General features: G+C 33.7%; 11 protein-coding genes and 2 pseudogenes. 3 read left to right on the top strand and 10 right to left on the bottom strand.

Going from position 1 to position 16934, the window contains the following annotated elements; translation table 11 throughout:
* Positions 1-8: 8 nt before the first annotated feature.
* The 3 genes and pseudogenes from secY2 to NST10_RS10135 all read right to left on the bottom strand — a co-directional run bounded on the left by secY2 (position 9) and on the right by NST10_RS10135 (position 9259).
* Entirely contained in the window at positions 9-1220 is a 1212-nt protein-coding gene (gene secY2 / locus NST10_RS10145; protein WP_000916107.1) for an accessory Sec system protein translocase subunit SecY2, read from the bottom strand.
* A 128-nt stretch (positions 1221-1348) separates the two neighbouring features.
* A pseudogene (gene sasA, locus NST10_RS10140) lies at positions 1349-8020 on the bottom strand (serine-rich repeat glycoprotein adhesin SasA).
* 546 nt (positions 8021-8566) lie between these two features.
* Positions 8567-9259 carry a flavin reductase family protein gene (locus tag NST10_RS10135; protein ID WP_001109876.1) on the bottom strand — a complete coding sequence of 231 codons (693 nt, stop codon included), beginning with the start codon at positions 9257-9259 and terminating at the stop codon, positions 8567-8569.
* A 313-nt stretch (positions 9260-9572) separates the two neighbouring features.
* On the opposite strand from NST10_RS10135, the pseudogene NST10_RS10130 reads away from it, so the two are divergent.
* The 3 genes and pseudogenes from NST10_RS10130 to NST10_RS10120 all read left to right on the top strand — a co-directional run bounded on the left by NST10_RS10130 (position 9573) and on the right by NST10_RS10120 (position 11314).
* Positions 9573-10516 (top strand): annotated as a pseudogene (locus tag NST10_RS10130) (hypothetical protein).
* Positions 10503-10781, top strand: a complete 279-nt coding sequence (locus tag NST10_RS10125; RefSeq protein ID WP_339209795.1) for a hypothetical protein — start codon at positions 10503-10505, stop codon at positions 10779-10781. Before NST10_RS10130 ends, NST10_RS10125 begins: the two are co-directional and overlap by 14 nt.
* Before the next feature lie 173 nt (positions 10782-10954).
* On the top strand, positions 10955-11314 hold the full coding sequence (locus tag NST10_RS10120) for a hypothetical protein (RefSeq protein WP_000603493.1): 360 nt from the start codon (positions 10955-10957) through the stop codon (positions 11312-11314).
* 84 nt (positions 11315-11398) lie between these two features.
* Here the strand turns inward: NST10_RS10120 and NST10_RS10115 are convergent, their stop codons facing one another.
* The 7 genes from NST10_RS10115 to icaR form a co-directional block, all read right to left on the bottom strand.
* On the bottom strand, positions 11399-12010 hold the full coding sequence (locus NST10_RS10115; RefSeq protein WP_000556740.1) for a flavin reductase family protein: 612 nt from the start codon (positions 12008-12010) through the stop codon (positions 11399-11401).
* 78 nt (positions 12011-12088) lie between these two features.
* Positions 12089-12565 (bottom strand): peptide-methionine (S)-S-oxide reductase, encoded by a 477-nt coding sequence (locus NST10_RS10110; protein WP_000301935.1) that lies wholly within the window; start codon positions 12563-12565, stop codon positions 12089-12091.
* 2 nt (positions 12566-12567) lie between these two features.
* Positions 12568-13068 carry a GNAT family N-acetyltransferase gene (locus tag NST10_RS10105; RefSeq protein WP_000244276.1) on the bottom strand — a complete coding sequence of 167 codons (501 nt, stop codon included), beginning with the start codon at positions 13066-13068 and terminating at the stop codon, positions 12568-12570.
* Positions 13069-13302: 234 nt separating this feature from the next.
* Positions 13303-14070 (bottom strand): tyrosine-protein phosphatase, encoded by a 768-nt coding sequence (locus tag NST10_RS10100; protein WP_000565312.1) that lies wholly within the window; start codon positions 14068-14070, stop codon positions 13303-13305.
* The gene (locus NST10_RS10095) at positions 14067-14759 is read right to left on the bottom strand and encodes a CpsD/CapB family tyrosine-protein kinase (protein ID WP_303661251.1); all 693 of its coding nucleotides are present in this window, start codon (positions 14757-14759) and stop codon (positions 14067-14069) included. Before NST10_RS10095 ends, NST10_RS10100 begins: the two co-directional genes overlap by 4 nt.
* A 16-nt stretch (positions 14760-14775) precedes the next feature.
* Positions 14776-15438: a YveK family protein gene (locus NST10_RS10090; protein ID WP_000659677.1), complete on the bottom strand. Its 663-nt coding sequence runs from the start codon at positions 15436-15438 to the stop codon at positions 14776-14778.
* 845 nt (positions 15439-16283) lie between these two features.
* Positions 16284-16844, bottom strand: a complete 561-nt coding sequence (gene icaR / locus NST10_RS10085) for an ica operon transcriptional regulator IcaR (RefSeq protein WP_000653261.1) — start codon at positions 16842-16844, stop codon at positions 16284-16286.
* Between the last annotated feature and the right edge of the window lie 90 nt (positions 16845-16934).

Here is a 16934-nt window from a genome sequence, read left to right as displayed (position 1 = left end):
TTACCTCCTTACCAATACTGGTTTAAAAATGGCTTATATTTATCAAAATATAAATATGTACGAATTGTTTCTGCAATATTAATACTGATGTAAACTAATACAATCAGTTGTACTGAGAAATAAATTTCAGTAGATAAATGCGGTACAAACAATGTGAAATAAAGTGGTATACCAATAATGACTGTAACTAATGCCGATCCAAACCAACATACGCGTCGTGCTTGATAATTTAAATAACGTTCTGTATCCTTACCAGGTTTAACTCCTGAAAAATAATTGCCACTCTTTAAGAAATCTTTGGATTTTTGTTTAGTATTGATTAAAAATCTCGATAAAAAATAACCCAATAACATTTGAATCACTAAATACACCGAAATACCAATTGGACTATCAAATGTCATCATTGGCATATCATCTGAAACGTCTTTATTAAACATAGATAAAATAAAATGAATACCACTTTTCAAGAAAACAAATGCTGAAATACTCATCATTAAAGTAATACTGCCTGCAGGGTTAACTTTCCAAGATAAATAAGATCTCATATTTGTTGCGGAAACGTTCATTAAATCGATATATGGTATTCTCACTTCTACTAATTCAATGAATAATAAGATAAACAATGTGATTATCACAAGAGTGATTAACAACGCAATCACAATATGACTTGCATCTATATATTCCATTTTTTGATGCATCATTGATTTAATAATGCTAACCATTACAATCGGCATTGGTCCTGCGATGCCGTAACGACTATTTTTGTCAGCTAACCAAACTAATAACATCGTTCCAGTAACCAAAATCAAGATTGTTAAGTAAATATTGTCTTGATGAACACGTTCTTTCGAAACATATTCATGAATCACAAAATAACTTTGAATAACACTTAAAATTAATGTTAAGATGCGCTCTTTATAATGCTTCTCAAGACTTGTTTGTTTCATGTATTTATCCATATTCCGATAAGAAATCAGCATCAAGATAATCATTGATGTTAACCACGGACCTAATCCTAAAGTGAAAATGTTTAAAGTATTAACGTCTCCACCCATATTAGAAATAGCTATTTTAAAAAATGACTCATGTTTTACTTGCATATCGTTATAGGAAACGATGGAAATGTTTGTACCTAATATATAAATAAACAAGATAAAACATGTGTAAAGTATACGTTTATATATAATTTTATATTCGTATTGTTGTAAAAGTTTTAACATGTTGCACCTCTTTTATATCAAAAACATTAAAAAGACTAAGGTTATTTCACTAATTATTAAAATCTGATATAGATTTTTTAGTGAACAACGCCCCAGTCTTTTTAATTTTAGCCAACTATAAATTCAATTTATGCTTGAGAATCATCTTGATCATTTTCATCTTTCTTTTTCTTTCTCTTCATTAAACCTAAACCAACTAATAATGTCATAACGCCACCTAGTAATCCATTTTGTTTTATTGAGTCACCTGTATCTGGCAATCTTTTTTCACTTTGTGCTGGCGTGCCATTATGTTTAGTCACTTCAGATGTTGCACTTAATGTAGACTGAGATTCACTCGTGCTCGTTGTTGCTTCACTTGATGAGCGAGATGTGCTCGTGCTGTGTGTATGATGCATACTCATTGAGTCTGACGGATGCATTGAGTTAGATTCAGATGTACTTGTTGAGCCGGACATACTTGTTGATGTTGAGTTGCTCATTGAAGTCGAGTTAGACATACTTGTTGATGTTGAGTCAGATACGCTCGTTGAATCTGAACCAGACATACTTAGCGATTCAGATGTGCTTGTTGATGTTGAACCACTTGTTGAGCCAGATGTACTTGTCGATGTCGAGTCTGAATCTGATGTACTTAATGATTCTGAGTCACTGATAGAAGTTGAATCACTTGTAGATTCTGATTCTACAGCACTTTGTGAACCACTGATACTTATTGAAGTGGAATCACTGATACTGTCTGATGTTGATAATGATGTCGACACCGACGTGCTTTGTGATGTCAATTTACTTGCACTCATTGACATTGATGTTGATATCGATGTACTTAAGGAACCAGATGCACTTGTACTTGTTGACTGGCTTTGTGCCATAGAATCACTTAGCGACTCTGATGTACTCGTTGAGCTCGAGTCACTTACACTTGTTGAACCTGATATTGAGTCACTTAAACTTGTCGATGTTGAAACTGATACGCTTCCGCTCATTGAGTCAGATGTTGAAAGTGAAGTACTCGTTGAATTTGATCTACTGATGCTAGACGAATCACTTGTAGACACTGAGTCACTTTCAGATGCACTGATGCTCATAGAGTCAAATTGACTATTACTTGTTGAGCTTGACTGAGAATCACTCACGCTTGTTGACGTTGATTCTGATCCACTCATACTTTGCGAGCTACTTAATGATTTTGAATCACTTAATGAATCCGAAGTGCTAAGACTTGTGGAACCACTTAAAGATATTGATCCACTTAATGAGTCGGAGTCACTTGTACTAGTAGAATCACTCATTGATATTGAATCACTTAGCGAGCTAGACTCGCTTACGCTTTCTGAACCATTTAATGATGATGATGTACTCAATGAACCAGATGTACTTGTTGAAGTCGAACCACTTGTCGATTTTGAATCACTTAATGAATCAGATTCACTCACGCTTTCCGAACTTCTTTGTGACGTCGATACACTTAATGATGACGAATCGCTTGTGCTTACTGAATCACTCATCGATTGTGAGCCACTCAATGAACTAGACTCGCTTACACTTTCTGATTTTCTTAATGACGTTGAGACGCTCAATGAGCCAGAATCACTTACGCTTGTTGAACCACTCATCGATTTTGAGTCACTTTCAGAATTAGATTCACTTACACTTTCTGAATCATTTACAGATTCTGACATACTTTGTGAATCAGATATGCTTGCGCTCATTACTTCACTAGCCGATGTTGATGTGCTTGTCGAATCACTTAACGATATAGACGCACTCATCGAACCAGATGTACTCGTACTTGTTGAGTCTGATGTTGAATCACTCACACTATCAGATAATGACGTTGAATCACTCACACTTGTTGATGTACTTGTTGAAAGCGACATACTTTGTGAATCCAACGTACTTGTACGCATCGAAGTACTAGTTGAAGCTGATGTACTACGAGAGTCACTTGTTGATGTTGATGTACTTGCCGATCCAGATGCACTTGTACTTCTTGATGTGCTTTGTGAATCGCTTAATGATGTTGATGTTGAATCGGATTCACTTGTACTTTCTGATGTTGAGCCAGATTCTGATGTACTTTCCGATACTGACTCACTTGTAATAGTCGACATTCGGTTTGATGTTGATGTGCTTTGTGAATTACTTAATGATGCTGATGTGCTTTGTGAATCGGATTCACTGCTTTGCATTGACGCTGACGTTGAATCACTTAATGATGTTGACGACGAATCGGATTCACTTGCGCTTGCTGATGTACTAATTGCCTTCGATGTGCTTTCTGATGTTGAGTTGCTTGTACTTGTTGAGTCACTGAGCGATGTTGATGTACTTTCTGATGTTGAGTCACTTGCACTTGTTGATATACTTTGTGAATCAGATTCACTCTCTGAACCACTTAATGATGCTGATGTGCTTGTTGAACCTGATTGGCTCGTACTTCTAGACATACTTGTTGAATCGCTTAGTGACGTTGATGTCGATGTGGATTCACTTTGGCTTGTTGACTGACTTGTATATGATGATGTGCTTTGTGAATCGGATTCGCTCGTGCTTGTACTTGTTGAGGTTTAGGCACTTTGGCTTGCTGAGTTTGAGTCTACACCGCTTTGATTCATTGAGGCACTCAGTGACAATGATGTACTAGTTGAGTCAGACAAACTTTCTGATGTTGACACACTTGTACTTCCTGATATTGATTGGGACATGCTCAGGCTCATTGATGTTGAATCGGATTTACTTTCACTTGATGATGTTGAGCCGGATTCACTCTCACTCGTTGAACCGCTTAATGATGTCGATGTACTTAATGACTCTGATTTTCTTGTACTGATTGAATCACTTGTCGACATTGATGCACTTAGTGAATTAGACTTGCTACCACTTGCTGAATCACTTAATGATGTTGACAAACTTGTAGAGTCAGACAAACTTGTACTCGTTGATGTGCTCAATGATGTTGAAACGCTATCGCTCTTATACGCTGATGTTGATGCGCTACCACTTATTGACGTTGAAATAGATGTACTGCTACTTGTTGAATTGCTTAATGATGTTGATGTGCTACCAGATTCAGAATTACTATCTGATAAAGACGTACTATCGCTTGTGGAGCCACTTAATGACTCTGATGTTGATTCGGATGTGCTTTCACTCAATGATTCACTTAAAAAAGCAGATGCACTTTTCGACTCTGAATCACTTGTACTATTTGATTCACTTAATGATATAGACGTACTCTCTGAACCAGATATCGCTTCACTGATAGAATCGCTCGTCGACGTTGAGTCGCTCGTTGAATCAGACTCTGATGTACTTAAGCTTGTGGAATCGCTCATAGATGTTGATGTACGTTCTGAATTACTTGTACTTAACGATGTCGAAGTACTCACCGAACCAGATGTACTTGTTGAGACACTTTGTGATATTGATTCACTCGATGCAGTTGATGCTGATTTGCTATCACTTGTTGAATCACTAAACGACGTTGATATGCTTGTTGAATCGAATTGACTTGCACTCATTGAACCAGACGTACTTTGTGATTCCGACGTACGTACTGAACTACTTGTTGATGTTGATGTGCTTGTTGAACCTGATTGACTTGTACTCAATGATAATGACTTACTGTCAGAATCCGATGTACTTATCGAATCACTTAATGATTCTGATGTACTACCTGACTGAGACGTGCTCATCGAACTACTTACGGACATTGATTTACTGTCTGATGCAGCTAATGATCCACTTGTACTCATAGAATCGCTTATCATTTCAGACGTGCTCATTGAGTCTGATGAGCTTGTTGAGACACTTTGTGATGTTGCTATGCTTAGTGATCCAGATACTGAATCACTTGTGCTCGTTGAATCGCTCAATGATTCTGATGTACTCATCGATTTTGAATCACTTGTACTTAATGATATTGATGTACTTTGTGAATCTGATTTGCTTGTTGACGCACTTTGAGAGTTGGCTATACTATTTGAAATACTGATAGAGTCCGAGGTGCTAGCTGACTCGCTCAATGATTCTGATGTACTAATTGAATTTGATGTACTATCACTTACCGATTGTGATGTACTAGCCGAATCAGATGTACTTGTTGATAAGCTTTGTGACTTAGACAAGCTTCCTGATGTACTCATGCTTACTGAATCACTTAACGATGTTGATGTGCGCAATGAATCAGATGTGCTTGTTGATAGACTTTCGGATTTTTCAGTACTGCTAGAGTTCGAAATAGAATCGCTTAATGATGTTGATTTACTAACTGAACCTGACATGCTTGATGATACACTTTGTGAATTCACTAAACTTGTGCTTGTTGAGCTTGATACACTATTACTTTCAGATGTGCTTAATGACTTAGATGCACTCACAGAATCAGATAGGCTTACACTTGTCGATTTCGAGGTACTAGCTGAAGTAGATACCACAATCGATCCTGATGTGCTCGTTGATGCACTTTGTGAGTCAGCTTTACTTGTTGACACACTTTGGGATTGTTGTGTACTTCCTGATGTTGATACGGAATCACTCATGCTATTTCTTGTTACTTCATATTTAAAAGTTGTCGTCGTTTTGTTACCGCTCGCATCTGTAGAAACGATTGTTATAGTACTTGTACCAATGTTTGTTGGTGTACCACTAATAGTATTATTTGTGCTATCGAATGTTAATCCAGACGGCAATCCTGTGACTGTATTTGTTACTGCATTCCCACTATTATCTTGCGTAGCAATTTTAATCGGGGATATTGGTGAATACACTTCTGATGATTGATCTCCTATTGGTGTCACTGTTGGTGCTGTCGTATCCACAACATTTATTGTAAAAGTTGTCGTCGATTTGTTATTTGCTTGGTCAGTAGATACTACTGTCACTGTTGATTGACCAATTTTTGTTGGTGTTCCAATGATTGAATTCGTTGCACTATCATAACTTAATCCGCTTGGTAATCCTGTAACTGTATTTGTCACAGTCCCAGTACCATTATCCGTTGTAGTCAACACAATAGGATTCATTGTTTTACCCACTTCAATGGTTTGATTGCCTACAGTTACAGTTGGTGCTTTTACATCAGTAAAATAATATGTCACTGATTGTCCAGCATTCGTCATTTTTACAGTTTTATTTGTATCATTATAAGTTGACGCATATGAACTATCGACAGATGTGTAGTTATATCCTTTAGCAGTCAATGCAGATTGCTGATTATCGATTGTCACGACTTGATCAACATTTCCTGAATATGTTTTTGGGGGAATAATATCTTTACCTGTTGTTACATCAACGTATCTCACTTGTGTAACAGCAGATTCTGTATATTCGAATGTTCCAAATTGTACTTGTTGTAAATTTGTCGCGCCACCTGTTGAGGCTGTCATTGATAACGAAAAGTTGGTCGTACCACTTTTTGCAATCCAATCTGAAATATTACGTGTCCATGTTTGACCTGCATACGTTACAGTCATAACTTTTGTATCACCATTATAATTAATATCAAAATCTTGGAACGTGTTATTCGTAGGTTGAACTTTTAACTTTGCAGCATTATCAGCTGCTGAACTTGATGTGTACGTTGTCGCAACGCCATAACTATCTGTTGTAACAAAGGCACCAAACGCACCACCACCAGCTACATTAGATGGGTCTGCATTCGCTTTTGCTGCTGCATTCGGTTTAGATGTATTGTGGTACGTATCCAATTTGAAGCCAAACGCATTACTCAAACCACCGATACCTACTGCCGCACCATTTAATCCTGTTTCTCCCAATACACCAGGTGAAAAGGCAAAGCCGATACCATCTCCACCATTTCCATTACCTTCGTATTTATTACCTAAATTTACTTTTCCAGAAAAATGAAAACTTTTATTAGAGTCAATACGTGTTCCTAATGTAATAGCACCTTTTTGGCTGTATGCATCCTGCGTTAACGTCACAATACCGGTACTTTGATCATAAGTAGCATTACCTGACGTTGTCATATATTGTTTGAGGTTATCTTTATTAACCGTAATCGTATTAGCGGTTACTGCACTTGTCGTTGCAGCTGATGCAAAAGTTGACATAGCTAATCGACTGAAAGTTCGAAGTTTGATAGGTGCTGTGCTGGTTGACGTTGTACTAGTTTTGTTTAAATTGGCTGAAGCTGGCGTTGTGCTTTGTGAAGTAGTATTTGATGCAGTACTTTGATTTGTTGATGTATTAGTTTGTTGGTCTGTACTTGAAATTGATGTTACAGATTTAGTATCAGAACTTGATGTAGTATTCTTTGGGGATGTTGATTCAGATGTAGATGTCAATTTTTCTTGTTGATTGCTTGTACTATTAGTTGTCGAAGTGACATTTTCAGACTTTTCACTTGAGACTGTGTCACTATTTGATGTTTGTTCCGAACTGCTATTTTTCGTTACGCTAGTAGAATCGGTTGTTGATGTTGATGCTTCGATTGTCGTTGAGTTTTGATTGCCTACGGTTTCACTTTGCGTGTTTAATTCAGATGTTAAAGGTGCATCAGAAGCCGCAAAAGCTTGCTGGTCATGCAACATGTTTACTGTGAATGCACCACCAATAACCGCTGTAGTTTTCAGTCCGTATCCCGTTATTTTTTTACTAATGCTTTGATTATCTTGACTCACTAAACTATGACTAATAAATGGTAGTCCCATAATTTTGAACATTTCAATTTCTTTAATTCCGGATTTTACCCAATTTTTTCCAGATTTATAAAGTCTTACTCTTGTCTTTTCATTTGCTAAGCTGTCATGAAATTCTTTCTGTCTTTTACTCATGTAATAACTCCTTGTATTATCTTTACATTCATTAGATTATAATATATGCCACTATTCAATTTAATACAACTCTTTTTTTAAATAAAAAATACTTAATTTGTCAAAATCCATTTTTTCTCAAAAGTATATTCTTTGATGAAATCGCTTTCTTTATTGTGTGGGATTTAGTATAATATTTTAACTATATTCTGAATAACATGCCTTATTATGTTTATATAATTTTGAAATCAATGTTTATCAATTTAGATAACTTTTACTTATTTAGTAAAAATGTCTTTTTATTAAAATGTATTTATCATCCACCTTTTATTCATTAATAGTCAATTTACAACTAAAAGATAAATATTATATTTATATTACATCTTTAATATTAAAGTAATATCAATATATTTTCAATAAACCTAGTGTTATATATCTGAATTTCTAAAAAATTCTTCTTTGAAATTATAAATATAGCGACATATCGCTTCCCGGTTTTGAAATATAAAAATACATCGAAACTAATTTCAATGTGTAGTTTCGATGTATTGAAAATGATTGAATTCACTATTCCTTGTTATCTGATTGATTATCAAAATTTCTTCCTTCTAAACCTGCAAGCTCTTCTTTAGAAGCTGATGGTGCTTTCATTTCAAATATTTCATTCACAACCGTGTAATCATAATATCCTAACCTAGCAATAGGTTTAATCGACTTAATGTCTAATTTACCATTATCAAGAATGAACTTATCGTCAATATGAACCTGAGCAACTCTTCCTATAACAATATCAACGGTTGATACAGTGTCTCCTGTCGGAATACGAATCGTTTGAACGTACTCACATTCAAAATGTACTGGCGATTCTTTGACTCGATAACCTGGTGCTTCTATACATGCTTCTTTCGTCACACCTGCATATTCAAATTCATCCTCTTCAGGTGGTAGTGCCTTCGACGATAAATTAACAGCTTCTCTTAAATCATACGTGGCCATGTTCCATACAAACCACCCTGTCTCTTCTGCATTTTTTACTGTATCTTTACGCTCATGATCACCAAGAACAGATTGATTTGCTGCGAACATAACCATAGGCGGATCCCATGTTAAGTTTTGATACTGACTATAAGGTGCTAAATTATCTTTCCCATCTTTCGATACAGTAGAGATCCACCCTATTGGACGTGGTACTGTACTACTTTTAAATGGATCGTGTGGTAAGCCATGACTCCTTACACCTTGCTTCGGCGAATAATTCATTCTATCCTCACCCCTTATTAGTAATTACATTTAAGGTTACGCTCTCATGACATAAGCGTCTAATATAAATAATCAATTTATTTATAAGAAGAAACTATATATGACGTGGTTGCTTATAATTTGTGTTCTTGATTCGAAAATTTTAGATAAGGATTTATGCAATTAATATTTAATGATGTTTTTTGTTAATTTAATTAATATTAGTTAATATAATCAAGATTAGCTTATAATAATATTGAATAACATTATTTTAGTTTTTGTATAATTTGCCTATCAACTGAAAAACAGCTAATACAAAGGAGCTAATGAAGATATGAGAAAAATTATGCGAATCTTATTATGCACATCAATCATAATAAGCGGTTGCTCTTTCATATCAAAGAACCAAACAAAAGATATTCCAAAGACGGTTAGCGTCAAAAATTATGATGGTAAATATATTGGTGAACATAAAAAAAGAAATGAAGTATTTCTGAAAAAACATAAAGGTGAAGCGATAAAAAAATATAAAGACTATGTGAAAGATACATTTGGTTATGATTGTAAAATTAATTTAGTTGAGGCCTATACTAATAAATCTGGATTTAGCGAAAAAGTAAGGTAGATGGTTTAGTAGTCGTCGGTACTGTCAATTATGACGTTCCCTTTCAATTTAGACTGATATTTGTTGAGTCTGGAAATGGCATAGCTATCACAACATTTACACCTGGTCATATAAATGAAACATCAGCGGCAGTTGCAGCCATGATGTATAAGCGTTATGAACCTGAAATTGAACAAGCTCGATTAAAATTCAAATCAGAAGTTGAGAAAAACGGTTATTATGCCATGAATGAAAAACTTCAAAAGAAACAAGAATTCAATGGTGTTACTAAACAATTTTTGAATTTCAACACAGACAGTATCGATGATTTGGATAAGTTCAAAAAAGAATTCAAACCTGTTATGCACTTAAAAGGAGATGCATTAAATCAACAATTACAATCTTTGATTAATAAATATCCTCAAATACAAAAAAATATGAAGTCCGAGTTTATTGCCTATTACGATAAAGGTGAGAACAGAGAGACTGTTGCTAACTATGTTTGGAACCTACAAAAATCTATAAATGACGTTATGCAATCATATCCTAGCACAAAATTTGTACAGTTTTATAAAGATGATGTTTCCCCGTCAATGGTAGATGGAAATGGCCGTTTAAAATCGGATACTAATGTAATTTCCATCGAGGGAGGAAAGTATAATGAGAACAAATAATCATATAACCCATTTAGATGCTATTGAGTTAAGTAGCGGTTGGAATTACAATTCGAAATTGGTAGCTGGCAAAAATGCACTACTATCAGATAGCCTTTTAAGAGATATTAAAGTATTAAGTTCTAATGCTAAAGGTGACGCCGACATGTTAGAAACGGAACTTCATGCTGTTATAAACGCAATGTCTCAAAACGAAGGTAAATCTGTTGATGCACTTAAAAATAGTACCGCTTCTCTAAAAAACAATCTAACCAAATTAAAATAGCAACTCGATAAAACTACACATTAATTTCATACATTTTGAGTGAACAGAATTATATTTCCATAGCAAACATTCCTGAACTACACATGTTACATAAGAGATTCATTTTTGAAGAAACGGGTAAAATGATAAAACAACCGTTTTTCAAAAAATCAAATATTGGGAGGAATAAAAATATGATTTTACGTTACGTGACCAATTTAAAACTTGCGAAAGAGCTATACCAAGCCAGTAAACCTAAATTGCAAGAAGATAAGGGTATGATTGAACTGTTTGAACATACTTTTGGTTTGCAAAAAGAACTTGTAAAATACGTCGGCATTGCAGAAGCAACTACTGCTGCTTTATACTCAGCTAGCTTTATCAATAAAAACATTTCTCGCCTTGCTTCGCTATCAACAATAGGTATTTTAAGTGCAGCTGCTTACAAACATTTCGAAGCTGGCCAAGGTAAAAAAGGTGCACAACATGCATTAGATTTATTAGGTCTTGCTACTTTAAGTTTACTAGATACATTTTCTTGTAATAAAAAATAGTCTTCATTTTAGAAGCACATACTTTAGCACCTGTGTACTTTTGATACAATCCATAAACGGTACACCGCTATAGCATGTGTTTTGTTATTTTTCAGGTCTATCTATTGTAAATATTCCCCCTAATTTAGCATAATCATTTCCGGCTAAACGAGAAACAGCCTGTAATGCGTGTGGATTGATTTTAAAATTACCCTCATAAATACTGTCATCAATATGATAAGTTACAATTTCGCCTATTATTAAGTCAGCCCCATCTAATACATCTCCAAGCAATATCATTTGCGATAGTTTACATTCGAATCTCATTTTCGCGTCTTTAATTCCTGGCGTCTTAATCGTTGTAGATGTTAAAAGTGATAATTCTGTACGACTCAACTCACTGTCACCATATGCTAACGGCGCTGCAGTCTCATTAATATCTTGAACATTATCTTCGTCTGTAATATGCACAACAAAGTCTCCAGTCCGTTCTATATTCAATGCAGTATCTTTTCTCTTACCTCCTGCACGTTGAACTGCAATAGCAATCATTGGCGGATGATTATTAACTATATTAAAAAAACTAAATGGTGCTGCATTTACTGATGCATCTTGATTTAATGTTGTAACAAAAGCTATAGGTCGTGGAATAATTGAACCAATTAATAATTTATAGTTTTCTCTAGCAGTTAATGATTGTGCATCAAACGTATGCATAATACCTACCTCTTTTCTTAGTATATCTAGGTATTTCTCCGATTTCGGTTAATTTAAACATCTATTCTCCTCTGAAAATCACTTGTATTTATTTAGCAAATCTATTGAAATATGACACATATGCATATCTTCTGGATATTTTTCTAAATGTTGCTGATGTTCTTCAGCACTTTTAATGTAGTTAGACAGCGGTAAGACTTCCACTGCAATTTTATCTCTGTCTTTACGTCGTTCAATGAACTGACGCGCTTCAATTAAGTGGTCATCTACACAACTATATAAACCCGTTCGATACTTTTCTCCAATATCATTTCCTTGTCGATTCACACTGTATGGATCAATAATTTCAAATAAATAATTCATGATGTCTGTAATTGTTAACATACGATCATCAAAATGAAGTTTGACACATTCAGCATAACCATCATACGGACTGTCTAATTTAGAGCTTCTTCCATTTGCTCTTCCTGCTTCTGTATGTATAATTCCAGGTATTGTTGTGAAAAATGCTTCAACACCCCATAAACACCCTCCTGCTACATAAACAACTGCCATATTTACACCTCATCATCCTTTTTTATATTTTTAACAAGGTTATACCATTTAATACCGCCATGACATGATTCTGATACACCTTCATTACGATAACCATATTTTTCATAAAAAGAAATTAATGATTCTCGACATGTTAACGTTACACCATGTCGATGTTGATTCTTAGCAAGATTTTCAAAATAGTTTAGTAAGCGACCTGCAATACCCTGACCTTGATAATTTGGTGCTACAACAAGACCTAACACACTAATATAACCACCTTCACTATTATTTGCGGGGACATTTTTAAATAAATCATCGCTAATGTAACGCTCTTTTATGACAGGACCGTTGATATATCCAATCACTTCATCATTCTTTTCAGCTACAATAAAAGTTTCTTGAATTTGTACAATTCTCAATTTCAATGCCTCTGGTGTTGCAGCTTCTTCCGGTGAAAAACCAATATTTTCAAGTGCAATAATTTGATCTAAGTCCTGCATGATTACTTTTCTTAATACCATAAAAACACTTCCTTAGCCTTATATATCAAATATAATACCTTCATCATTATATTCATTATTTTCAAACTACCTTCACTATAAAAAACGAGTCTTTTTATTAAAAGCCATTCACCTTAATCAATTAGACAAGTTGTATTATACGAATTAGCAAATAATCATAATTATAATTCATTTTAAGCATACTCAAAAAGACTGGTACATGTATACCAGTCTAATTCGAAAAAATATATTTAGTTAAAACCATTTCAAAAACGACTTCACTTTTCCTGGCTTAGTCGGTCTGTCTAGATAAACAAAATTATCATTGATTACTGAACTGGCATTTCGAAGTAATGCTTCAATGTCATTCGAATATTTCTTCAATTTATGATTGTGAAATAATTCTTGCATCAAAAATGGTCTTTGGTCACATGAATGTGCATCTGAAGCTACAAAATGAGCCAAATTACATTCTATAAATTGTAATGATAACTTTTGAATGTTTTTTCCAAATCCACCAACTAAAGAACTCGATGTTAATTGACTCAATGCCCCATTTGCAACAAGTTCATATAATATTTCTGGATTTTTGGCGATACTTCTATTTCTTTCAGGATGTGCAATGATTGGTATGTAGCCTCTCGATTGTATTTCAAAAAACAATTGTTTTGTATAATGTGGTACTTCGCCCGTTGGAAATTCAATTAGTAAATATTTCGAACGATTAATACCTTGAATACTACCATTATCTAAGCCTTGCAGAATCGAATCTGTAATTCTAATTTCTTGCCCGGGAAATAATTTAATATCCAATGCTTGAACTTCTGGATGCGTTCTTAACTCCGCCAATTTCACAAGCACTTGTTGAAATGTATTATCATATCTCGGATGCAAATGATGAGGTGTCGCTACAATACTTGTTACACCTTCATCCTTAGCTTGCTTTAATAGTGCAATACTCTTTTCAATTGTCTTAGGACCATCATCTATATCAACTAATATATGGTTATGAATATCAATCATGATTCATCAGTCCCATAATATGCATAGTAACTAGCACTTTTATCTTTATGCATTCTATTTAAGACTACACCTAATAATTTAGCACCTGTTGCTTCAATAAGTTCTTTTCCTTTTTTAACTTCATCTTTATTATTATTTTCCGAATTAACTACGTAGACAACATTGCCGGTAAACTTTGAAAATAATTGCGCATCTGTAACTGTGTTCACTGGTGGCGTATCGATAATTACAAAGTTATAATTCATCAATAATGTGTCATACAAATTCGCAAATGCTCTTGATGTGATTAACTCTGATGGATTTGGCGGAATCGGTCCAGACGTCAGGACGTCTAAATCTTCAATTTCAGTTGAGATAATACTGTCTTGATAAGTTGACCAATTTAGCAATAAACTTGATAGGCCTTCATTATTTGGCAAATTAAAAATATAGTGCTGCGTAGGTTTACGCATATCCCCGTCTACGATTAATGTTTTATATCCTGCTTGTGCATATGCAACTGCTAAATTTGCTGCAATTGTAGACTTACCTGCGCCTGGTGTCTCTGAAGTGATTACAATGCTTTGAACTGCACTGTCAGGATTTGCAAACATAATATTTGATCTTATGCCTCGAAATTTCTCGCTAATAGGTGACTTTGGTTGTTCATGGACAATTAAACTTGATGTACTTCTTCGTGTATTCGTCATGGTAATTCCTCGTAAATTAAAATTTTTGTATTGAACCTAAAATAGGTAATCCTAGTTGCGATTCAACATCTTCTTCCGTCTTAATACGCTTATCTAATAATTCTTTTAAGAAAATAATCAATATTGCTAAAACAATACCAACAATGATACTGATTACTAAGTTAACAGATACTATTGGAGATACTTTTACAGCATTATCATGTGCTGAGGAAAGTATTGTAACATTATCAACACTCATAATTTTAGGCATGTCATGTGCAAAAACTTTAGATATTCTATTAACAATTTTGTCAGATTCAGATTTATTCCCAGTTGTAACTGATACAGTAATAATTTGAGAGTTTGTTTGATTGGTTACTTTTAAAAACGAATTCAACTCAGCTGTTGAATACTGACCATCAAACTCTCTAGATACTTTATCTAGAATTCTTGGACTTTTGATAATTTCCGTATATGTATTAACAGACTGCAAACTACTTTGAACATTTTGGAAAGCTAAATCACTTGAGGACTTTTTCATGTTTACTAATATTTGAGTAGAAGCAGTATATTTGTCAGGCATAACAAAAAAGGTTAATGCCGCACTTACTACAAGACATATTGCCGGTAAAATAAGCAATAATTTAATATTCTTCTTTAGAATATTTAATAGTTTTACTAAATCAAACTTTTCTTTCATGGTTTCCTCCACATAATCAATCATTGTATTCATTATGTATGTTTTATAAATCGGACAATTATATCTAGTTTAACGACCACAAAAATACACAACTACATTTTCTCTAATTTTTTATATAAATATTTTATCGTTTAAAATTATATCATGATTCTTGGTCGTTATGTATAATTTATTTATATTTTCGTTTGAGATATAATATTGCCCAACTTCAAATATCCAAACCTATCAGTAATAAACCTAGATACCATCGTCTCTATTATGGCTTTCTTATAATCGAGTAGAAGCAGCATCATTACTTGATTATTTGCTCTTTACAACACCGAGCGTGCCCGTACTCGGTAATTCAATACTTTGCGTAACCCGTCACTGTGAGTTGGGTTAATGATGATAAAGCCCACATCTTTTAAAAAGATGTGGGTAATTTATATAATTTTTATTTACATTTTAAACTTATAAAAAAAGCGCCTATGTCATGATTTACCATCACATAGGCGCTTATCAATAAATTATTAATTATTACTTTCCATTTCATCTAATTTATGCGGATTTCCTGTAATTAGATGACAACTTATTCTTTTCAGGGGAACATTACACTTTTATAATATGTTCAAAGACAAACTTAACCATTCACAAATATAAAGAATAATATTATCAAATCATTGAACAAATCGTATTTTGCAACAATTGATATTTATATTAATGTATTGTATTTAATTTATAAAATTCATATACATCTTAATATTCTCAATTTCGAGTTGTATTGTCAACTTTATATAGATTTAAAAAAATAATCTCATGTCTTTTTTTACAAAAGTAAGTTAATTATTACAAACTAGTAACAAAAATTATTTCTTCAAAAATATATTTAGTAGCGAATACACTTCATCTTTGAATTGACTTTTACTTTCTTCCACTGCTCCAAATTTTTGCGAAAAGGATGCTTTCAAATACCAACTTTCAAGAAACAGCAATATTAAATTCTGAAAGTCTTCTTTTGTCATCTTTATTTTTGATTCATCATAGAATTTTGCTATCTCTTTACTTAATGATTGATTTAAATCTTGTATTTGTCCGTAAATATTTCCAGAAAATTCCTCAGGCGTATTAGATAATTGAACATACATTCTAATATACCTTTCTTCGATGTCGAAAATAAACTCAAATAAGAATTGATATAAAGCATCAATTGAATAGTTCGATTTATTTTGATTCATCATAATAATATTATTAAGGTAATCAAAACAACATTTAACACTTTGTTCGTAAATACTTTTTTTCGAGTCAAAATGGTAATATAAACTCGCTTTTTTTATATTTACACTTTTAGCTATATCATCAAGTGTTGTACCGTCATACCCCTTCTCTGAAAATAAGGTTATTGCGTTATCAATAATCTTATCCTTCAATTTTTAAAACCCCCTACTGAAAATTAATCACACTATGTTACAGGAAAATTAAGTTGCAATTACAAATATTTCCGTTTAATTATAACAACA

Source organism: Staphylococcus sp. FSL W8-0305 (assembly GCF_037966415.1).
Lineage (GTDB): Bacteria > Bacillota > Bacilli > Staphylococcales > Staphylococcaceae > Staphylococcus > Staphylococcus aureus.
The sequence above is the reverse complement of the archived record's forward strand: the minus strand, read 5'-3'. Positions and strand labels throughout refer to the sequence as shown.